Source organism: Denitromonas ohlonensis (assembly GCF_007625205.1).
Classification (GTDB): Bacteria; Pseudomonadota; Gammaproteobacteria; order Burkholderiales; family Rhodocyclaceae; genus Nitrogeniibacter; species Nitrogeniibacter ohlonensis.
This window is the reverse complement of sequence record NZ_VMNI01000008.1, coordinates 13,425-34,194: the sequence shown is the minus strand read 5'-3', so window position 1 is coordinate 34,194 and position 20,770 is coordinate 13,425. Positions and strand designations below refer to the sequence as shown.

At 67.3% G+C, this 20,770-nt stretch carries 18 protein-coding genes; 8 read left to right on the top strand and 10 right to left on the bottom strand.

The features are described from left to right. The first annotated feature begins 17 nt into the window (after window positions 1-17). Window positions 18-2,087, top strand: a complete 2,070-nt coding sequence (locus tag FHP89_RS09970; RefSeq protein WP_144175658.1) for a molybdopterin-containing oxidoreductase family protein — start codon at window positions 18-20, stop codon at window positions 2,085-2,087. Between the two features lie 124 nt (window positions 2,088-2,211). On the opposite strand, the gene FHP89_RS09965 is transcribed toward FHP89_RS09970, so the two are convergent. Then, on the bottom strand, window positions 2,212-4,659 hold the full coding sequence (locus FHP89_RS09965; RefSeq protein ID WP_144175656.1) for a hypothetical protein: 2,448 nt from the start codon (window positions 4,657-4,659) through the stop codon (window positions 2,212-2,214). Window positions 4,660-4,760: 101 nt separating this feature from the next. On the opposite strand from FHP89_RS09965, the gene FHP89_RS09960 reads away from it, so the two are divergent. The 3 genes from FHP89_RS09960 (at window position 4,761) to FHP89_RS09950 (ending at window position 6,848) form a co-directional block, all read left to right on the top strand. Beyond that, entirely contained in the window at window positions 4,761-5,606 is an 846-nt protein-coding gene (locus FHP89_RS09960; RefSeq protein WP_144175654.1) for a DMT family transporter, read from the top strand. A gap of 88 nt (window positions 5,607-5,694) precedes the next feature. Continuing rightward, a complete protein-coding gene (locus FHP89_RS09955; RefSeq protein ID WP_144175652.1) occupies window positions 5,695-6,465 on the top strand; it encodes an SIR2 family NAD-dependent protein deacylase in 771 nt (256 codons plus the stop codon). Next, on the top strand, window positions 6,462-6,848 hold the full coding sequence (locus tag FHP89_RS09950) for a hypothetical protein (RefSeq protein ID WP_144175650.1): 387 nt from the start codon (window positions 6,462-6,464) through the stop codon (window positions 6,846-6,848). Before FHP89_RS09955 ends, FHP89_RS09950 begins: the two co-directional genes overlap by 4 nt. A gap of 60 nt (window positions 6,849-6,908) precedes the next feature. On the opposite strand, the gene FHP89_RS09945 is transcribed toward FHP89_RS09950, so the two are convergent. The 6 genes from FHP89_RS09945 to FHP89_RS09920 form a co-directional block, all read right to left on the bottom strand. Then, window positions 6,909-7,604, bottom strand: a complete 696-nt coding sequence (locus FHP89_RS09945) for a succinate dehydrogenase iron-sulfur subunit (protein WP_144175648.1) — start codon at window positions 7,602-7,604, stop codon at window positions 6,909-6,911. 9 nt (window positions 7,605-7,613) lie between these two features. Further along, complete coding sequence (gene sdhD / locus FHP89_RS09940; RefSeq protein WP_313795053.1) at window positions 7,614-7,955, bottom strand: succinate dehydrogenase, hydrophobic membrane anchor protein; 342 nt, start codon at window positions 7,953-7,955, stop codon at window positions 7,614-7,616. Continuing rightward, the gene (sdhC, locus tag FHP89_RS09935) at window positions 7,949-8,341 is read right to left on the bottom strand and encodes a succinate dehydrogenase, cytochrome b556 subunit (protein ID WP_391525585.1); all 393 of its coding nucleotides are present in this window, start codon (window positions 8,339-8,341) and stop codon (window positions 7,949-7,951) included. The genes sdhD and sdhC overlap by 7 nt, the downstream gene beginning before the upstream one ends. Continuing rightward, a complete protein-coding gene (locus tag FHP89_RS09930; RefSeq protein ID WP_144175644.1) occupies window positions 8,338-8,931 on the bottom strand; it encodes a hemerythrin domain-containing protein in 594 nt (197 codons plus the stop codon). The genes sdhC and FHP89_RS09930 overlap by 4 nt, the downstream gene beginning before the upstream one ends. 13 nt (window positions 8,932-8,944) lie before the next feature. After that, on the bottom strand, window positions 8,945-9,280 hold the full coding sequence (locus FHP89_RS09925; RefSeq protein WP_144175642.1) for a carboxymuconolactone decarboxylase family protein: 336 nt from the start codon (window positions 9,278-9,280) through the stop codon (window positions 8,945-8,947). 360 nt (window positions 9,281-9,640) lie between these two features. Next, on the bottom strand, window positions 9,641-10,957 hold the full coding sequence (locus FHP89_RS09920) for a sensor domain-containing diguanylate cyclase (RefSeq protein ID WP_144175640.1): 1,317 nt from the start codon (window positions 10,955-10,957) through the stop codon (window positions 9,641-9,643). A gap of 241 nt (window positions 10,958-11,198) precedes the next feature. Here FHP89_RS09920 and FHP89_RS09915 point away from each other — a divergent pair, with 241 nt between their 5' ends. Beyond that, window positions 11,199-12,449, top strand: a complete 1,251-nt coding sequence (locus tag FHP89_RS09915) for an MFS transporter (RefSeq protein WP_144175638.1) — start codon at window positions 11,199-11,201, stop codon at window positions 12,447-12,449. 405 nt (window positions 12,450-12,854) lie between these two features. Continuing rightward, a complete protein-coding gene (locus FHP89_RS09910) occupies window positions 12,855-13,859 on the top strand; it encodes a HEAT repeat domain-containing protein (protein ID WP_144175636.1) in 1,005 nt (334 codons plus the stop codon). Between the two features lie 439 nt (window positions 13,860-14,298). Here the strand turns inward: FHP89_RS09910 and FHP89_RS09905 are convergent, their stop codons facing one another. The 3 genes from FHP89_RS09905 to FHP89_RS09895 are packed head-to-tail and all read right to left on the bottom strand — an operon-like array spanning window position 14,299 to window position 17,833. Next, window positions 14,299-15,507, bottom strand: a complete 1,209-nt coding sequence (locus FHP89_RS09905; RefSeq protein WP_144175634.1) for a hypothetical protein — start codon at window positions 15,505-15,507, stop codon at window positions 14,299-14,301. Next, on the bottom strand, window positions 15,504-16,076 hold the full coding sequence (locus tag FHP89_RS09900) for a sigma-70 family RNA polymerase sigma factor (protein WP_144175632.1): 573 nt from the start codon (window positions 16,074-16,076) through the stop codon (window positions 15,504-15,506). Before FHP89_RS09900 ends, FHP89_RS09905 begins: the two co-directional genes overlap by 4 nt. Then, window positions 16,073-17,833 carry a vWA domain-containing protein gene (locus FHP89_RS09895; protein WP_144175630.1) on the bottom strand — a complete coding sequence of 587 codons (1,761 nt, stop codon included), beginning with the start codon at window positions 17,831-17,833 and terminating at the stop codon, window positions 16,073-16,075. Before FHP89_RS09895 ends, FHP89_RS09900 begins: the two co-directional genes overlap by 4 nt. 171 nt (window positions 17,834-18,004) lie before the next feature. Here FHP89_RS09895 and FHP89_RS09890 point away from each other — a divergent pair, with 171 nt between their 5' ends. Together FHP89_RS09890 and FHP89_RS09885 are read left to right on the top strand one after the other, a co-directional pair. Further along, window positions 18,005-19,402: an NfeD family protein gene (locus FHP89_RS09890; protein WP_144175628.1), complete on the top strand. Its 1,398-nt coding sequence runs from the start codon at window positions 18,005-18,007 to the stop codon at window positions 19,400-19,402. Continuing rightward, the gene (locus FHP89_RS09885; RefSeq protein WP_144175626.1) at window positions 19,399-20,175 is read left to right on the top strand and encodes a slipin family protein; all 777 of its coding nucleotides are present in this window, start codon (window positions 19,399-19,401) and stop codon (window positions 20,173-20,175) included. Before FHP89_RS09890 ends, FHP89_RS09885 begins: the two co-directional genes overlap by 4 nt. The last annotated feature ends 595 nt before the right edge of the window (window positions 20,176-20,770 follow it).

Sequence of the window (20,770 nt, the reverse complement as noted above, 5' to 3'; positions counted from 1 at the left end):
ACCCTTCGGGAGGCCTGATGGCATCCGAATCCCGCATCGTCCGCGCCGCCTGTCCGCATGATTGCCCCGACACCTGCGCCATGCACATCACCGTCGAAGATGGTCGCGCGGTCAAGGTGCGCGGTGCAGAAGACCATCCCTTCACTCATGGCGCCTTGTGTACCAAGGTGGCGCACTATCTCGACCGCGTCTATTCGCCCGACCGCCTGACCCACCCGATGAAGCGCGTCGGCAAAAAGGGCGAAGGCCGTTTTGAGCGCATCAGCTGGGACGAAGCCCTCGACACCATCGCCACCCGTTTTGCCGAGATCGCCGCCGACGACCCGCGCGGCATCCTGCCCTACAGCTACGCCGGCACCATGGGCCTAGTGCAGTCCTCGGGCATGGACCGTCGCTTTTTCCATCGCCTCGGCGCCTCGCTGCTCGATCGCACCATCTGCGCCTCGGCCGGCAGCGCCGGCTGGAAATCCGTCATCGGCGCCTCGGTCGGTACCGACCCCGAGTCCGTCGTCGATGCCAGGCTCATCATTATCTGGGGTGCCAACCCGGTGGTGTCCAACCTGCACGGCTGGCGCTTCATGCAGCAGGCCAAGCGCAATGGCGCCCGGCTGGTGTGCATCGACCCGTGGCGCACGCAGACGGCCGAGAAGTGCGACCTGCACCTCGCCCCGTTGCCCGGCACCGACGGCGCCATCGCGCTGGCGATGATGCAGGTGCTGATCGCTGACGACCTCATCGACCGCGACTACATCGCCCAGCACACCCTCGGCTTCGAGGCATTGGCCGAGCGGGTGCGAACCTGCACGCCCGAATGGGCTGCGCCGCTCACCGGACTGCCGGCCGAGGCGATCCGCCAGCTCGCCCGCGACTACGGCAGCATCCGGCCGAGCGTGATCCGCCTCAACTACGGCCTCAATCGCTGTGCCGGCGGTGGCACGGCGGTGCGCAACATCGCCTGCCTGCCCGCGCTGGTCGGCGCCTGGCGCGACGCGGCCGGTGGCGCGGTGTTGTCCACCTCGGGCAACTTCCCCATCGACACCGCGGCGCTCGAGCGCCCCGACCTCTACCCGAATGCCGAGCGCTTCCCGCCGCGCACCATCAACATGTCGCCGATCGGCGAGGCGCTGCTCACCGCCAGCGATCCGCCGATCCGCGCCCTTTACGTTTACAACAGCAACCCGGTCGCCGTCGCGCCCGACAGCAACCGGGTGCGCGCCGGCTTTGCCCGCGAAGACCTGTTCTGCGTGGTGCATGAGCTGTTTCAGACCGACACCGCCGACTACGCTGACATCCTCCTGCCGGCCACCAGCCAGCTCGAACATGTCGATGTGCACAAGGCCTATGGTCACCTGTACGCCGTGGCCAACACGCCGGCCATTGACCCGGTCGGTGAGTCGCTGCCCAACAGCGAAGTCTTCCGCCGCCTTGCCCTGCGTCTCGGGTTCGACGATCCGGCCTTGTTCGAAGACGACGCCACCATCGCCGCCGCGGCCTTCGTCCAGCGCGACGCGCGCAGCCTCGGGCTGAGCGAGGGCCTGGCGACGCAGGGCTGGGCCCGCCTCAACCTGCCGCGTCCCTTTGCGCCTTTTGCCAAAGGTGGTTTCCCGACGCCGTCCGGCCGTTGCGAATTCTTTTCGCAGACCTTGGCTGACCAAGGCTTCGATCCCTTGCCCGGCTGGGTGCCGCCCATCGAATCGCCGGTCAGCAACCCGACGCAGGCCGCACGCTTCCCGCTGGCCATGATCTCGCCGCCGGCGCGCAACTTTCTCAATTCCAGCTTCGCGAACCTGCCGCGCTGGCGCGATAAGGAAGGCGCGCCAACATTGGAAATCCACCCCGACGACGCCGCCACGCGCGGCATCGCCGATGGCGTGCGCTTGCGCATCTTCAATGATCGCGGCGCGTTTCACGCGCTGGCGGTGATCACCGACCGGGTGCGCCCCGGCGTCGTCGCCGCGCCCTCGGTGTGGTGGCAGAAGTTCTCCGGCGACGGCGAAAACGCCAACGCGGTCACCTCGTCGGCGCTCACCGACATCGGTGGCGGGCCGGTGTTTTACGACTGCCTGGTCGAGGTTGCGCCAGCCTGAGCGTCCTTTAACCTGCCGCTTCGCGTCAGGCCCCCCGAGGGGGGTCAAGGCCGCTTGGGGCGGCCCGGCGCGTCCTCACGTGCGCCCCCAGACCTGCCGCTTCGCGTCAGGCCCCCCGAGGGGGTCAAGGATGCTTGGGACGGCCCGGCGCGTCCTTGAGCGCGGCCGGGTTCATACACAGCGCCAGCCAGGCGGTGAGTAGCAGCATCAGCGTCATGCGTGGCATGTCGAGCAGGCTGTCGAATACGCCCACCGCCACAAAGCCCGCGAGCCCGGCCAGCACCGGCGCGGCGAACGGATGTGCACGCGCGCGGCCAAGGCCGACCCGGCCGGCCGCCGCGAGCAGCATCAGGCCAAGCATCACTAGCCCGAGCGCGCCTTGCTCGACCCACACGTGCAGGAACAGACTCTTGGCATGCCAGGGCAGGTGGTGACGGTCGGAGCTGAAGAACCAGCGATCCACGCCGGCCTGAAAATCGCCATTGGCGACCAGCGAGCGACCGGCGTTGTCGATGACCTCAATGTCGTCCACATCCACCGGGGCTCGCCCGTCCGTGGCCAGCGACAGCACGCTGGGCCGGTAGTGTTGTCCGGCGCCGGCGGTGAGGCTGCCTGCTTCCATTGTGCCCTGTACCTCGGTCCAGGTCGGGTTGTTAGCCTTGACGATGGCAATCGCGCAGGTCTGGGTGTACAGCAGGTGTTTGCGGCAGATTTCGAGATGCAGGCTGGAGCGCGCTGGTGCGCGCAGCTTCATGCGGTAGTGGAAGGGGCCGGTGGTGTCCGCGGCCACCCGCTGTGACACCCGGAACAACTCCCCGAAACCCAGCACATAGCGTGCGGCGCCGAGGCGGCTGAAGCGCTGACCGTCTTCATCGGGCAGCTCCCACGAGCCGGCATTGGCGGCCAGCGGGCCGGACCAGAAGTAAGCGTCCGGATAGCGCCCGAGGCCGAGGCCCAGCCAATGATCGGCGGGGCTGCGCAGCAAGGCGGCGCCTTCTTGCCAGTGCGCGACGCGGCCCTCCAGATCCTGGCTGACCGTCGAGAAGCGCTCGCCCATGTAATAGCTGGTGGTGCCGGTGGCCAGCGCGCCGGCCACGCCGAGGACCAATAGCGCGTGCGCCAGACCGTCGCCTGCCTGATGCCACAAGGGGCGCGGCAGCATGAGTTGCACGGCGAGGAGGAGCAGGCCGACGCCGGCGGCGGCAACAATGCCGGCTTCGCCCGCGCCTTCGCCCCAGTAGCGACCGACCACCGCCGCCGACACGGCGCAGGCACTCGTCAGCGCGAGTCCGGCGAACGCCGGAGCGGTGGACTCGGGGCGACGCAGACTGATCGCCGCAGCCGCCAGGGCCGACAGGCACAGCACGCCGAAGGCGAGATACGGGCCTTTGTCGAGCATTGGGCTGAGCAGCGTGACGGCGCCGAGCAGCACACCCGCGCCGAGCGCCAGCAGGCGTTGGCCGGGCTTGAGACGGCGGGCGACATCCCCAAACAGATAGGCCGCCAGCGCGAAGCCGATCAAGGCCGCTAGGCCGCGATAGCCGCCGCCGGCGAAGGCCGGCATGGCCGCGCCGATCAGCACTGCCGCCGCCAGCCACGCGCCGCCGGGCAAGGGGCGTGGACCGTCAGGGGCGCCGGGGGCCGCAGTCGGGCTGGCCCGTCCGGCCAGCAAGAGCAACACCAGGCTGACCCCGACCGCGGCATACAGCCCGCGCGAGAAGGTGGTCAGGATCGCGTAGCCGCCAACGGCCAGCACCGCCAGAAAAAGCAGGCGTTGCGTCAGGTCGCGACTGCGCAGAAAGCCGGCCAGCGCAAAGGGGAAGCTCAAGGCCAGCCAGGCATCGAGGGCTGCGCCGCCGACATGCATCTCCCAGAACAAGCCAGTGGTGCGGTAGTCCGCCGAGAAGTTGGTGAGGCCGGGGAAGGCGTCGCGCTCCCACACCGCCACCAGCGAGGCGGTCAGCAGGCCGAGCGTCATGCCGAGCGTGAGTCGGTCAAACGCGGCCGCACCGCGCGCGCGGCCGGCGGCGTGCAGGCAGGGCAGCAGCATCAGCAGCAGGATCGGCGCCTTGAGCAGGCGCAGGCCGTTGAGCGGGGTCTTGTAGCCGGCGAACAGGCTGGCATCGAAGGGCGGCAGCGGAATCGGCGTGCGCCAGGCCGACACGCCGTAGCTCACCAACCACAGCACGGCGATCAGCAGCGCGATCGGCGAGAGCCGGAAGGCCGGCGCGCCGCGCACCGGCACGGGCGGCGCCAGGGCTTCGCGCAGACCGACGCCGGCGACCACCGCCAGCACCAGGGCGTCGCTTTCAGTGAAGTGGATCCAGCCGGTCAGCGGGGCGAGGTCGATGATTGGCCACAGTGCCGGCAGGACGATCAGCCAGGCGGAGGGGCGCGCCAGACAGGCCATGACGGCGAGTGCTGCAATCGCGGTGGCGGCCACCCGATCAAGCGGATGATGCCAGGCCCACAGGCCGAGCGCGGCTAGGGCGACCACGGCGCTGACGGCGAACCACAGACGTGCCAGCGGTCCGGTGCGGTGCGCCTGCAGGGAGGGCATGGGTGCGTGCATGGAGGGGCATCGAGTCGGCAACGACAACATCCTAACCGAACGCCATCGCGTCGTCTGCCTCGCGCGGGGCGGCGCGCATAAAAGCCGTTATCATCGCCGCCATGTCTGCCACCACGCCGCCCCGCGCCTGGATCGCCCTGCATGCGGCGGTGTTCCTGTTTGGCAGCGCCGGCCTGTTCGCCAAAGGCTTGCCGCTGTCGGCGGAGGCACTGGTGTTCGGGCGCACCGCCATTGCGGCGGCGGCCCTGTGGCTGTGGCTGCGCTGGCGGCCGGAGGCGGGGCGCTTTCGCGGCTTGAGTCTGCTCGCCGGGCCGCTGCTGGCGGTGCACTGGCTGAGTTTTTTTGTGGCGATTCAGGTGTCGTCGGTGGCCATCGGCTTGATGGGTTACGCCAGTTATCCGCTGTTTGCGGCCCTGCTGGCGGCGCTGGGGGGCGAGCGGCCGAAGCGGGCGGACTGGGTGTGTGCCGGCGCCGTGACGCTGGGGCTGGTGGTGCTGGTGCCGCACTGGCGCTTCGGCGACAGCACGCTCATCGGTCTGGCCTGGGGCGTGCTCTCGGGCTTCAGCTTTGCGTTGCTCGCCAGTATCAACCGGCGCATCAGCCGCAGCAGCGGGCCGGTGCGTCTGGCCATGGCGCAGAACGCCATCGCAGCCTTCTGCCTGATGCCGTTTGTGGACGGCGTGATGCCCAGCGGTGCGACGCAGTGGCTGTGGCTGATCGCGCTCGGCGTGGTGTGGACGGCGCTGGCGCACACCTTGTTCATCGCCTGCCTGCGCCATGTGCCGCCGCAGACCGCGGCCGTGGTGGCCTCGCTTGAGCCGGTGTACGGCATTTCGCTGGCGGCCTTGTTGTTTGCCGAGGTGCCGGGCGTGCGCGAATGGATTGGCGGCGCCTTGATCATTGGCGTGACGGCATGGACCACGCTGCGGCGCCCTTCAGGGGCGTGACAGTTAGCCTGTGGACCGCAGGCTAACTGTGAATACGCCCTAGTGACCGGCGTATGATGACGCATCTCATTTGCGCGTCCCGCCGGTCATGTCCGACTCCGATACCCTCGCCGCCGTCACCGAATTGCTCCGTCAGGCCAAGCGCATTCTGTTCATCACGGGCGCCGGGCTGTCTGCCGATTCCGGCCTGCCGACCTACCGGGGCATTGGCGGCCTGTATGACGACAAGCTGACCGGCCATGGCATCCCGATCGAGAAGGCACTCTCCGGCCAGATGATGGCCAACCGGCCGGAGGTGAGCTGGACCTACCTCGCGCAGATCGAAGCCAACTGCCGTGGCGCCCAGCCCAACGCGGCCCACCACGCCATTGCGCGGCTGGTGGCCGATCGGCCTGGCTCGATGGTGTTTACGCAGAATGTGGATGGTTTTCACCGCGACGTGGGCACGGCCAATCTGGTCGAGATCCATGGCAATTTGCACCAGCTTGAGTGCACCGAATGCGGCCGTGGCCGCCGCGTGCCCGACTACGCCGGCCTGCAGATGCCGCCCGGCTGCCCCACCTGCGGCGGCGTGATGCGCCCCGACGTCGTGTTGTTTGGCGAAGACCTGCCGCGTGACGGCATCTTGCGACTCGAACACATGTTGGTCGAAGGCGTCGATCTGGTCATGAGCATCGGCACCTCCAGCGCCTTCCCCTACATCGCCGGCCCGGTGATGTGGGCCGCCGACGCCGGCGTGCCAACGGTCGAGATCAACCCCGGCGAGACGCGGGTGAGCGCGCAGGTGACGCACCGCCTGCAGATGGGCGCGGCGCATGCTTTGGGCGAAATTCTGACGCGCCTCGGCGTGGCGGCATGAGCGTCTTTCGGCCCGACGCCACACCAACCCCGCCCGCCGACAGCCGGGGCACCCGCGCGGCGCTGATTTTTGCGCTCACCGCCGAGCGCCTGTCGCTGTGGTACGAGCACGGCCAGTGGCCCACCGAAGCCCAGGGCGCCACCCTGCTCGCCGACTGGCTGTCGCGCACCCGACGCAAATTGCCGCTGGCCGAACGTCGGCATTTGTCGGACCTGAGCGATCAACTCGCCCGCCACCTGGCCGCCACGCTGTCGCGCGAGGCCGGACTCTTTACCACGCACGAGATGATGGAAGCGCTCGATCCGAACTACGAATCCGAACACGCGCGGGCGCTGATGGCCGAGTGCGAGCGCCTGCTCGATGGCGAGGCGGACGCGCGGTGACGCGGCCTGCGTGCACGCCTCGGGCGAGACGCGCCTGATCGATGCATTGCACCGCGCCGTCTATGAGGACTGCTTCAGGAGCGCCAGACGGATCTGCTCGATCGCGTGTGAGGGGCTGAGGCCTTTCGGACAGACTTCGGTGCAGTTCATGATCGTCCGGCATCGGTAGAGGCGGTAGACGTCGTCGAGATAGTCGAGGCGTTCGGCGGTGGCTGTGTCACGGCTGTCGGCGATGAAGCGATAGGCCTGCAGCAATCCGGCGGGGCCGATGAACTTGTCGGGGTTCCACCAGAACGACGGGCAAAAGGCGCTGCAGCAAGCGCACAGGATGCATTCGTAGAGGCCATTGAGCCGTTCGCGTTGCTCGGGCGTTTGCAGGCGTTCGCGTTCCGGGGGTGACTCGGGGTTGATCAGGTAGGGCTTGATGGAATGGTAGTGGGCAAAGAACAAGGTCATGTCCACGATCAGGTCGCGAATGACCGGGAAGCCCGGCAGTGGCCGTAGCACGACGGGTTGCTTCAGCTCATCGAGCGATTGCAGGCAGGCCAGACCGTTGCGCCCGTTGATGTTCATTGCATCCGAACCGCAGATCCCTTCCCGGCATGAACGCCGGAAGGACAGGGAGTCGTCGACGCTCTTGAGGCGGATCAGCACATCGAGCAGCTTCTTGTCGCCGGCCTCCGGCGTGATGTCGTAGTCCTGCATGCGCGGTTGCGCATCGGTGTCGGGATTGAATCGATAGATGCGCAGCTGCATGGTGGTCTCCTACGTGGCGCCGTGGGTCGCGAGGACGAGGACCACGCGGATCAGCGTCGCGGCGAGGACCAGAAGGATCGCGCCCAGCAGAGCCAGGCGCAGCCCGCGGGGCTGAACGTAGTCGAGCACGATGTCGCGCGCGCCAACCCAGCCGTGAACCGCGAGCATGACGAAGATCAGCACGGTCAGTACGGCACCAACAGGCGTGGTCAGCAGGGCGTACCAGCGGGTGTAGTCGAGTGGCTCGCCGAGCAGCAGCCACATGAGGCCGGCGAGCACGGCGGCCAGCAGCATCACGGCAGTGAAACGTTGTGCGACCCAGGCGCGCTGGCCGGAGAAGAGCCTCACCATAGCCCCCTGACAAGGATATAGAGCGCGATGATTGGTGCCGCAATGAGTGCCGCCCGTGCGCTACGGCGCGCCTGTGCCAGGCCGCTGCCGATGCCGACATCCATGAGCAGGTGGCGAATGCCGGCCAGCACGTGGTGGGCGAGCGCCCACGTGGCCAGTGCCAGAATCAGTGTGCCCGATGCTGACGTGGCGGCGGCCCGCAGGGCGTCGAACTCGGCCGGGCTTTGCAGCGAGCGCGCCAGCACGCTGGCGAGCAACGGCAGCGCGATGAGCAACAGCACGCCGGAGACGCGGTGCGCGATCGACGCAATGGCGCCGATCGGAAAGCGTATCTGCCACAGATTGAGGAACTTCACCGGAGCGCTCGATGGCGTGCGCATGATCATTGCTCCTGCTCAGGATATTGGTCCGGCGCGAGTTCGCAGCCGCAGTGGGCTTCGGCGGCGATGGCCGCATGCAGTTGTCTGAAACGGCTGTCCATGAGTGCACCAAACAGCGGGTCCTGGGTTGTCTCGCTGGCGGCGTCAATGTGCTGCCAGTCGGCATCTTCAAGGACGCGCAGCGCGGTCGGGAAGAGGATCAACTCTTCAACCGCCATGTTGTGGCGGAGGCGTTCGGCATACAGCCGGAGGTTGGGTGAGACGATCTCCCACGACAGCGTTTCGCCGCGCGCTGCTGACTCGAGATCGCGCATCAGGGCGTCGCCCTGATGGGCCAGCGTAACGTGCTGTGCCTCGATCTCGTCGGCGATTCCGGCCGGCAATACCTGACGCCTGCGCAGTTGCTCGACGATGCGATCTTCCAGTGGGTGGTGTGATACGTCGGGGAAGTGCGTGAGGTAGTACAAGGTGTCGACAAGCACGGCGAGATCGCCAAAGGGCGGCGTTGCCGTTACCGAGGCGTGGTCGTCAAGGAGCCGTACCAGCAGCGTCAGATTGGCGTGTTCGGCGTGCAGTCGGGCGAGCGTCGGGGTCATGGCCTGCGCCGGCTCAGCGTTGCGCCTTGTCCATGGTGTCGATGGCGAGGGCCGAATGCGCATAAGCGGCCCCGGCGCGCATCTCTGACGCTACCCAGATGGCCTCCATGATTTCTTCTTCGCTCGCGCCGTGCTTCAGCGCCGAAGCGGTGTGGCCATGGATGCAATAGGGGCATTGCGTGATGTGCGCGGCAGCGACTGCAATCAGTTCCTTGGTTTTCCGATCCAGCGCTCCGGGGGCGAACACTTGTTCGCTGAAGGCCTTGAAGGCTTCGAGCGGCCCGGGGGCCAATGCCTTACGTTTGCGGGCGATGGCGCCGCTGGACGGTGGATAGAGCGATTCGGTCACGGTCATCTCCGGGTTGGCAGAATCATCCTCAACCGACAGGCGTTGCGCCAACAGAATCGAAACGCCTGTCGAGCCGGCGTGCGAACAGTGCTGCATTTGAAATCGCTTTTAAACATAGCATCAAATGACATGTAATTCGTGGAAAGCGAATCCTTGGGCGATGGCCGGCGTGACACTGAGGGCCGGATCGACGTGCCGCTTCTCTGATGCGGTGCGCACCGGGGCAGGTTCGGGACGTTGAGTGATGTATTTTGATGCATCGAGGCCGGGTCGCCGCGACGCACGCTGCGTGTCTGTCGGTTGGCGGACGCCGCGTCGTGCTGCAGCATGCCCCGGCGTGCCCGTCGCGAAAGCCACGCTTCAAATCCCCCCGCCATCCTCCGACACCAACACCCGCCGCACCGGTGTGTCCGTCGCCCGTACGACCGTGTTTCGGCCGCGGTTCTTGGCCTGATACAGCGCCCGGTCGGCGCGGTTGATGAGGGCGTGGGCGTTTTCGTGGTGGTTCCAGGTGGCGACGCCGAAGCTGGCGCTGACGGTGCCGACAACCTCGAAGGGCACGTCGGCGATCTTGGCGCGCAAGGCTTCGGCCACGGCCATGGCGGCGTCGATGGGCGTTTCGCGTAGCAAGATCATGAACTCCTCGCCGCCGAAGCGGGCGGCGCAATCGGAGCTGCGCAGCAACTCGCGCACACGCACGGCGGTGTGCTTGAGCACGTGGTCGCCGCTGTCGTGGCCGAAGGTGTCGTTGATGCGCTTGAAGAAGTCGAGGTCGAACATCACCACCGACAGGCTGGTGTTGTGCACGCGGGCCTCGGCCATTTCGGAGGCCAGCCGTTCGAAGAAGCGGCGGCGGTTGACCAGATCGGTGAGAAAGTCGGTGGTGGCGAGTTCTTCGAGCCGACGGTTGAGCCGCGCCATGGGTTCGATGACCATGGTCGACAGCGCCAGGTTGAGGCCGAGAAACATCAGTCCGAAGATGACGACCAGCGACACCATGAAGCTGTTGAAGGTGGTGCGCGCTTTTTCGAGCGGGTAGAGCATGGGCACCTGCACGATCTGCATGCCAATGGTCTGCCCCAGCTTCCATCCGTAACCGCCTTCCTTGCCGTAGACCTTGACCATGCTCTCGGGTGCCAGCGCGGGGTTGCCGTGGCAGCTCAGGCAGCTCGGGTCGGTGAGGGTGATGGGGCGGGCGACGTAGAGCGTTCGGGCAATGCCGCTGCCGTGGACGCCGGACAGCTCGACCGCATCGCGGGGCGACTTCTTGTGCGCCGCGGCGAGTTGTTCGATCAGGTCGGCTTCCCAGGCGTTGGCGCGGTCGCGCGGGTTGGTGGCGTCGAGCGCGGCTTCGCGGTATTCATAGCCGGGGTAGCGGTTGGACAGGCGGCGCAGGGTTTCGACCGCCGCGAAGGCGGGCACCGTTTGCGGCAAAAACTGGTCGGCGTTGAGCGGGTCGAGGTGTGGCTTGATATGGTCGGTGGTGTAAGCGCGGATGGCCAGCGCGGTCTCCATCATCACCTGCGAGTCGTAGTGCACCTCGTCGAAGGCGCTTTGCTCGAGGAAGCGATAGTAATAAACGCCCGCGCCGACGAGGCTGATCACAAAAATGGCGATCAGGACAAGGTTGAACTTGAGCCGCAGCAGCGCGCTGCGGGCGGTGTGGGGGTGTGGCATGTGGGGTCTCTCTGTCTGACGCACCGTCTGTGCGGTGTCTGTCAGCCGGGGGGTGCCCGGTAAAAAAGTGTGTCGCATTGTCGCACGCGACATGGCCAACGCCAACGTCGTAAGTGTTTTGCATGGCACGGGTTCGCGGCGCTGGTGCGGACAGATTGTCGAGCATTGGATTCGCTGCGTCTCTGGGCGCCGGGGTGCATCGTCCGTCATCATGGCGGCATCGGTCTTTTCGAGCCTGTCCATGTCACGCACCACCACCGCGCCCAACGCCGACGAAGAAAACGCCATCGCCCGGCGCAATGCGATGCTGTACGCCGCCTGCCAGGCCTTTGGCGGCTCGGCGGGGCCGATCAACATCGCGCTGGGCGGCCTCGCCGGCAGCTTTCTGCTCGGCCCCGACAAATCACTCGCCACCGCCCCGGTCACCGCCTACACCCTCGGCGTGGCGCTCGGCGCCTTGCCGGCGGCGATGCTGATGCGCGCCGTCGGGCGCAAACGCGGTTTCATGGCCGGCGCGCTGATTGGCATGGCCGGCTTGGGCTTTGCGGCGTGGGCGCTGGTGGCACACTCGTTCTGGCTGTTTTGCCTCGCGCTGCTGATCAACGGCCTGTCCGGCGCCTTCGTGCAGCAATATCGTTTCGCCGCGGCCGACCGCGGCATGGCCGACTTCAAGGCCAAAGCGATTTCCTGGGTGCTGGTCGGCGGCATCGCGGCGGCCGTGCTCGGCCCGCAAGCGGTCATCCTGACCAAGGACTGGCTGCTGCCCGTGCCCTTCGCCGGCGCCTTCCTGAGCGGCATCGCGCTGTTGGGCGCGTCGCTGCTGGTGATGCTGTTTCTGGCGCCTTCGGTGCCGGTGCCGCCCGTGGCCGGCGTGGCGGCCGACACCGGGCGGCCGCTCGGCGAGATCATCCGCCAGCCGCGCTTCGGCGTCGCCGTGCTGTGCGGCACGGCCGCCTACGCGCTGATGAGCCTGGTCATGACCGCCGCGCCGCTGGCGATGATCGGCTGCGGCTTCACCGCCGACGAATCGACCCTCGGCATCCAGTGGCATGTGCTGGCCATGTTCGGCCCCAGCTTCTTCACCGGCAGCCTGATCGCCCGCTTCGGCAAACCGCGCATCGTCGCCACCGGCTTGCTCATCCTCATCGCCTGCGCCGTGGTCGCCCTGATGGGTGTCGAACTCGCGCACTTCTGGGGCGCACTGATTCTGCTCGGTATCGGCTGGAACTTCGGTTTCATCGGCGCCACCGCCATGGTCACTGAAACCTACCGGCCCGAAGAAAAGGGCAAAGCCCAGGGCGCCAACGACTTCATCCTCTTCGGCACCGTCGCCTTCGCCTCCTTCGCCTCCGGGCAACTGCTCAACGCCTGGGGTTGGGGCACGGTGAACGCGATCGTCTTTCCGGTGGTGCTGATCAGCCTTGGGGCGCTGGTGTGGTTGGCGCGGCTTGAGCGGATGAACGCGATGGCGGGTGAGGTCGTCGGTCGGTGAGTCGGGTGCTTGGCGGAGCTACATCACTGGCGCGTCGTGAAGCAGGCCGAGCCCGCCGTTCTCATTGAAGTCCATCCTGATGCGCCGGTCGGCCATGGCGGCGCGGCCGTCGGAGCCGCGGGTGGCTCTATCCGATTCGAGTTTGGTTGGCTGGGGTGTATTCAGTGGGGATCTGGGATGTGCTCCGACGCCAGTGGGCAGCGAGATATTCACCCTATGGCACAGCCGGAGCAGCCGGCGGCGCGGCGCAACAGGTGTTGGCTGTCTCTTGGCTGGAGCCGACATCCATGGCTCGGTTCTACGGCGTTTTCGTGGCAGTGTTGCTTACCCGATATCAATGCGCCAGAAATTCTTTCTTGATACTCTTGCGCACCATTTGAATATCAGGAAAGGATTCACTAGATCATGCGCTTTCTACAACTCAACGGGCTCGGCGCAATCGTTCTCGTCGCCGGTCTGCTGCAAGGGTGTGCAACCCAGCTTCCGATCACATTTGCCGTTGACGTGGATACGCCAGAGCCGTCGCAGCACGCGTACGTCTCTGCTGACCAGGACCAGCCCAGGTCGCTTGCGTTCAGCCACCAGATTCCGGCCGGGCAGGTGCAGGCCAACGGGCCCGTTCTGGCCTACAAGTTCCAGCAGGAAAAGAAAGACATCGACACACCGAAGTTCTTTACGGATGCGCTGAGCCGTGAGCTCAAGGCCCGCGAGTTGCCGGTCGACCTTAACGGAACGGCCGATGATCAGATTCAATTGCTGAGCTATGAATCGATATCTCACCGAAACAACGGGTTCTCCCCCCTGGTGATGATCGCCATGGTCAAGCTCAACCTGATCGAAAACGGAACGAATCACCGCATCGCCGCGATGATCAAGCGTGCGAAGGTACCCGTCTGGACGGTGGTCGAGTCCCGTTTGGTCGAGGCGACAATCAACCAGCCGCAGGAGCTGCTCGTCAAGGAAGTGGCTGCGAAGGTCAATCTGGCGCTATTCAAGAACCGTCTTGCCGACGAGCAGGTGGATGCGCTGATCGATAGCGTGCGCGGCAATGCGGGCAATGCGGGCGACGAGGATCTGGCATACCAGCAGGTCTACGAGTTGGGCTTCTCCAACAACCCCAGGGCCCTGGCCGCGTTGCGCGAGTTCAGCGCGTCAGAGGCTGAATACATTCGTTTGGCAGCGATTTCCGGCATGGGCATGCTCGGTGGCGAGGTTGTGCTGGATGAGCTGAAGGCACTGTATCAGTCCGGCAAACTGTGGCAGGACAGGGCCGTCGCCCTGAAGGCCATTGGCGACATCAACTCACCGGACGCACTGGTATTCCTCAAGCAGGAACAGCAAAAGTGGCAGGGCCAGACCAGCCAGGAGGCTGTCTGGAACAGCAAGCTGATCGCACTGTATCTGGACTGACGGTTCTGGATGCCTCGAAGCGAGGGGGCATCCCCTCGCCATGTGAATCCCGAACCACTGACACGACCGGGGACGGGGGTTTCTCACCTTACCGTCCCTGGCACCAGGGTGCCGCCTGATGGCTGTTGCCACCATCTGGTCTTGACGGCACATCGCAGATTTCCCGCCTACCTCATTCCGCGCTAAGGCGCTGCGGTGTGGTGTCCCGCACCAGTCGGAAGCCGATCAACACATGCTTCATTCCCGCCGGCCGGTGTGGCGGTCCATGCGTAGCGCGGGCCGGCGGCTTTTTCCGATTCGAGTTCGGTCGGCAGCGCGGCAGTGGGGCCTTGGGATGCGCTCCGAAGCTGATGGGCTGCGGGCTGGCCACCCTACGGCAGGATGGCCCAAAGACACGCCACGTAGGGTGGCTTGCCGCCCACCATCGCCCGCTGACCGTTCACTCCGCAGGAGCGATCCGCAGCCATCCGGGGGTGATCGGCCCAACGACGAGGGCGACCGTGTCGGTGCGGCCGGCGGTGTTGAGTTCGGCGATGAGGGCGGCGTGGAGTGCGTTGCCGGCGGCTTCGTCGGTGGCGGCGACGGTGAGTGTCCAGTCGGTCGGCGGCAGGGCTGTCAGGCGTGCGGCGAGCGCCGTGGGGGTGATGTCGAGCGGCGCGTCGATCGGCTCGACGGCGGCGTCGGCCGCGATGGCTTCGTCAGCTTCGGCACGCATGGGGGCGCCAATGGCGGGGGCGCTGCGCAGGGCTTTGGCCATCATTGGCGGTGCGCCGGCCGGGGGTGGCGGGGCGAGCGCCGGCGAGGGCGGGGCGGCTTCTTGGATAGGTTCAGCGCGGGGCGGCGAACTGGCAGCCGGTGCGGCTTCCATGGCGCGGGCGCGGGGTGCGGCTTTCATGGCCATGGCAGGCGGCGCGGACGCGGCCGGTGCGGCGTCGGCCATCATCGCTGCGGGGGCGGCGGGCCGGGGGGCGGTGCGTTTGGCTTCGCGTTCCAGCGTGTCTTTTTGGCGGGCACGGGCGATCCTGGCGGGGGCGGCTTCGGCCTTGCCGAGGCGCTCGGCGAGCTGCGGTTTGGGCGCGAAGGCGAGGCTGTCGTTGGCGGCGCCGGTGGCGCTGGCCATGGGTTCGGCGGCCAGCTCGGCCGATGCCTCGGCGCGTGATTCGACGGGTGCGGGGGCGTGTATCTGCGCCGGCATCGGCGGCGGCGCGGCGGGCTCTTGCACCATGCGCAGGGCGACGCTGACGGCGAGCGCGGCGGTGAGGGCGGTGCTGATGCCGGCGAGCCAGGGCCAGCGTCGGCGGTGCGTGCGTGGCGCGGCGACCGGCGTGGGGTGTTGCCGGGCGAGCCAGGCGGCGGTGGCGGGGCTGACTTCGGCGCCGAGGGCGTCACTCGCCTTTTTGCCGGCGGCGAGTTCGGCGAGCAGGGCGTCGCGGCGGGGGGCCTGGGCGGTATCGATGCGCTCGGCTTCGGCCATGATGGCGTCGAACAGCGCGGCGGGTGGCTCGAAGCCGGCCTGGGCGGGCGGCGCGTCCAGCGCGGCGAGGATGTGCTCGAGCAGGCGCGGTGGCGCTTCGAACACGGGCTGCGCGCGGATCAGCGCGGCGAGCGGGCCGTCGCCGGCGATGAAGCGGTCTTCGGCGCGGCTCATGGGGCGCGCTCCAGCTCGGTGCGCAGATGGCGGAAGGCGTAGCGCAGGCGGCTCTTGATGGTCTCGAAACCGACGCCGACGGTGGCGGCGATGTCGTCCACGCTCATGTCGGCAAAAAAGCGCAGGGCGACGGCTTCGCGTTGCTGGGCGGGCAGGGTGAGCAGGGCGGTGTGCACCCGCTGGCTGTCTTGCTGCAGGGCGAGGACGGTGTCGGGCGAGAGGTCGCCGTCGTCGCTGGCTTCGGGGGCGGCGTCTTCGGGTGCGCTGTGGCGCTGCCAGGCGCTGCCGCGCGCGTCGAGCCAGAGGTTGCGGGCGATCTGGAACAGAAAGGTGCGAAAGGCCGCCGTCGGGGTGTAGTCGCCACAGCGCGAAAGCACCCGGATCCAGGTGCTTTGCGCGATGTCTTCGGCTTCGCCAAGATTGCCTTGTGCCAGCCAGGCGAGGTAGTTGAACAAGGCGCGGTTGTGGCGGTTGAACAACTCCGCCGCCGGCTCGCGCACGATGCCGCGGGCGACCAATAGCATCAGGTCTTCATCGGGCAAGGTGGCGAGCGGCGGCGTGTCGGTCATTCGAGCGGGGCGGTGGCTTGGGGCGGCTGAGGGCTGAGCGCGGCGGCCAGGTCCATCAGCCGCAGCGCTTCGCCACGATACCCGAATTGATCGGTGCCGAGGGCGCCCGCCGCGAGGGCGCGGGCATCGGCGATGGACCACTGGCCGGTGTAGCTGCCGCCACGCAGGATCTGGCCAAAGCCGGCGATGGCGCTGGCGAAGCGGAAGTTGTCGCTGGTGGTGGCGATGGGGCGGGCGGCTTCGCGGCGCACCGGGTGCTCGATGAGCTGGCTGGTGCTGGCGTGGGGTTGCTTGTAGCGCAGGCGCACATGGGCGAGTTCGGCGCTGCGGGCGACGGTGGCGGTGGCCGGGCGCGGGTCGCTGCCATAGCGCAGCGGGTCGATCAGGCCGCGCTGGCCGACCGGGGTGAGTTCATACAGCGCGGTCACCGAGTGGCCGGCGCCGATCTCGCCGGCGTCGATCTTATCGTTGTTGAAGTCTTCGCGGCGGAGCATGCGGTTTTCGTAGCCGATCAGGCGGTATTCGCTGACCGCCGCCGGGTTGAACTCGACCTGGATTTTCACGTCCTTGGCGATGGTGGCGAGCGTGCTGCTCATCTCGTTGACCAGCACCTTGTGGCCTTCCATCAGCGTGTCGATATAGGCGTAGGCGCCGTTGCCGGCGTCGGCCATCTGCTCCATGAGTTGCTCGTTGTAGTTGCCGGTGCCGAAGCCGAGCGTGGTGAGTTGTACGCCAGTGGCGCGCAGTTGCTCGACGCGCGCCTTGAGCTGTTCGAAGTTGGTCTGGCCGACGTTGAAGTCGCCATCGGTGGCGAGCAGGATGCGGTTGATGCCGCCTGGCACGAAGCCAGCCTGCGCGGTCTGGTAGGCCAGCTCGATGCCGCTGGCACCGGCCGTGCTGCCGCCGGCATTGAGCGCATCGATGGCGGCGAGGATGGTGGCCTTGTCACTGCCCGACGTGGCCGGCAGGGCGAGGCCCGAGGCGCCGGCGTAGGTCACCAGCGAGATGCGGTCCTGCGGGCGCAACTGCTGCACCAGCAGCTTGAGCGAGCTCTTGAGCAGCGGCAGCTTGTTGGCCGAGCGCATCGAGCCGGAGACGTCGACGAGGAAGACGAGGTTGGCTGGCGGCAGGGTCTGCTTGGCGACATCCTGCCCCTTGAGGGCGACGCGCATCAGCAGGCGCTCGGGGTTCCATGGCGATTGGGCCAGCTCGGTATGCACGGCGAAGGGCGTGTTGCCGGTGGGCGGGGCGTCGTCGTAGGGAAAGTAGTTGATGCACTCCTCGACGCGCACGGCGTCGCTCGGCGGCAGGCGGCCTTCGTTGAGAAAACGGCGCAGGTTCGACCAGCTGCCGGTGTCCACATCGATGCTGAAGGTCGACACCGGGGCGGTCGCCACCTGATGCACGGGGTTGGTGGCTATGTCTTGATAGCGCTCGCGGTCGACCGGCTGCGGCGGGGCGATGCTCGGCAGGGGGTGGGGCATGGCGTGCATCCGCTTGGCCTCGCCTTTCATGGCCAGCGATTCCATGGCGCGCTCGCGCGGGGCGGCGGCCACAGCGGGGGCACTGACCATGGGGGCGTCGTGTTCGGGGTGAAGCTCATTGATGGCATCGACGCTGCGGCCGACTTTGGCGGGGGCCTCGGGGGCGGCTGGCGGCACGGCCTGGCCGGTGGCGTCGGCCATGGGCGCGCGGCCATTGGGGGCGCAGGCGCTCAGGATGAGGCAGAGGATGAGGGGGGTGGCAGTGCGTTGCATGGTCGGTGTCCTGTTGGGCGGGGTGATGTCCATGAAACGAAGCCGTCGGCGTTTTGGGGTTAAACCGGGTGGTAAGCAAATGTGTCGGCAAGACCCGGCGGAACTTGGCGGCGCCGATGGCCTCTGAGTGAGTGTGCCGCGCGATGTCTGGCGCGACCTTGGGAGGACACGATGATCCGATGCGACACCGCAAGGTTCTGGATGGCCCTGCGCCACATGTTGATGATGCTGGCGCTGTTTGGCGTGATGTCGGCGCAGGCCGCGACGGTGCGCGTGCTGCAGGTCGACGGCGTGATCGGCCCGGCCTCGGCGGACTTCATCCTGCAAGGTCTGGCGGATGTGGGCGAGGTGGAGGCGGTGGTCATCGCCCTCGACACCCCCGGCGGGCTGGACACCTCGATGCGCCAGATCATCAAGGCGATTCTCGCCTCGCCGGTGCCTGTCATCACCTATGTGAGCCCCGAGGGCGCGCGCGCCGCCAGTGCCGGCACCTTCATTCTCTACGCCAGCCATCTCGCCGCGATGACGCCCGCCACCAACCTGGGCGCCGCCTCGCCGGTGGCGGTGGGCATGCCGGGGGGCACCAAACCGACGCCCAAACCCGGCGACGCCGCCACCGATCCGGCCGAGCCGGCGGGCAAAGCCGACGGCCTCACCCCCTCGCTGGGCGCTGACACCCTGGCCCGCAAGGCCACCAACGACGCCACCGCCTACATCCGCAGCCTGGCCGAGTTGCGTGGGCGCAATGTGGAGTTCGCCGAAAAGGCGGTGCGCGAGGCGGCCAGCCTGTCGGCCGAGGCGGCGCTGCGCGAGGGGGTGATCGATGTGATCGCTGCCGATGTGCCCGATCTGCTCAAACAGATCGACGGCCGCGAGGTGACGCTGCCGAGCGGCAAGCGCGCGCTGCAAACCGCTGGCGCCGCCATCGACACCCAAGTGCCGGACTGGCGCCACCAGGCGCTGGCCGTGCTGGCCAACCCGCAGCTCGCGCTGGTGCTGATGATGATCGGCTTCTACGGTTTGTTTGTGGAATTCACCAGCCCCGGCTTTGGCGTGCCCGGCGTGGCCGGCGCGATCTGCCTGCTGCTGGCCATGTATGCCTTCCAGATGCTGCCCATCAACTGGGCGGGCGTCGGGCTGGTGGCCTTGGGACTGGTGTTGATGACGGCGGAAGTGTTTCTGCCCAGCTTTGGCGTGCTCGGCATTGGCGGCATTGCGGCGATGGTGCTCGGTGGGCTGTTCCTGATCGACAAGGAAGCGCCGGGCTTTGCCGTGTCGCTGCCCTTTATTGTGGGCACGGCAGTGGCTGCTGCCGGGCTGATCTTTCTGGCCGGCACGCTGTTTCTCAAGAGCCGCGGCCGGCCGCTCGCCAGCGGTGCCGGGCAGTTGCTTGGCCGGGTCGGTGAAGTCACGGCCATCGACGGCGCCGAGGCCTGGGCGCATGTCGATGGCGAGCAGTGGCAGGTCCGCAGCGGCCAGCCCCTGAGCGCCGGTCAGCGCATTCGTATTACCGCCATTGACGGGCTGGTGCTGTCCGTCGAACCTATCGATTCAGGGAGTCCCTCATGAGCTTCGATACCTTCACCGGCATCGCGCCGGTCCTCATCCTGCTCGTCGCCCTGCTGGCGGCGTCGATCAAGATCCTGCGCGAGTACGAGCGCGGCGTGGTGTTCACGCTCGGGCGCTTCACCAGTGTGAAAGGGCCGGGCCTGATCATCCTGATCCCCGGCATCCAGCAAATGGTGCGGGTGGACCTGCGAGTGGTGACCATGGATGTGCCCAGCCAGGACGTGATCTCGCGTGACAACGTGTCGGTCAAGGTCAACGCGGTGGTCTATTTCCGGGTGGTCGATCCGCAAAAGGCGATCATCGCGGTCGAGAATTTCCTGATGGCCACCGGCCAGCTGGCGCAGACGACCTTGCGCGCGGTGCTCGGCAAGCATGAGCTCGACGAGATGCTCACCGAGCGCGACCGCCTCAACCTCGATGTGCAGAAGATTCTCGATGCGCAGACCGACGCCTGGGGCATCAAGGTGGCCAACGTCGAGATCAAGCATGTGGACATCGATGAATCAATGATCCGCGCCATCGCCCGCCAGGCCGAAGCCGAGCGCGAACGCCGCGCCAAGGTGATCCATGCCGAAGGCGAAAAGCAGGCCGCGGTCGCTTTGCTCGAAGCCGCCCAGATGCTCGCTATCGAACCGGCCGCCATGCAGCTACGCTACCTGCAGACGCTCACCCAGGTGGCCGGGGATCGCACCTCGACGGTGATCTTCCCGGTGCCGGGCGATCTGCTCAACGGGCTGTTCAAGCAGGCCATGGCCAAGCCGCCCACCCCGTAGGGCGGATAAGCGAAGCGCATCCGCCGACCAACGCCCCGAAGCGGCACCGATGGCGGATGCGCCTGTGGCTTATCCGCCCTACCGGGCGGCAGTTCCGTCGGAGGGTGGGCAGCTCGCTGCCCACCATAGGTGTCGGACGCGGCAACAAACGGGCAAGCGGGCGTAGGTTGGGTTGAGCAACGCGAAGCCCAACGCAACAACGCGGCGCCTTGGGGCCTTACCTGTTGGGCTTCGCTACGCTCAACCCAACCTACTCGACTGCCCACCGTCGGTGCCGGACACGTCGGCAGACGGGCACGAAGGTATCGGCCGGATTTGGTGGGCGGCAAGCCGCCCACCCTACGGGAATCAGCCTCAATCGCCGACCGGGGTGTCCCGCTGACGTGCTACGCCGCGCCCGCGATGACGCGAGATACGGCTGTTCTCATCCGGGCTGGCATGTCGGCCAAGGCGGCGTCCTGCGTGGTTCGGGCTGTAGGGTGGGCAGCGAGCTGCTCACCATCGGTGCCGGATGCGGCAACAAACGGGCAAGCGGGCGTAGGTTGGGTTGAGCAACGCGAAGCCCAACGCAACAACGCGGCGCCCTGGGGCCTTA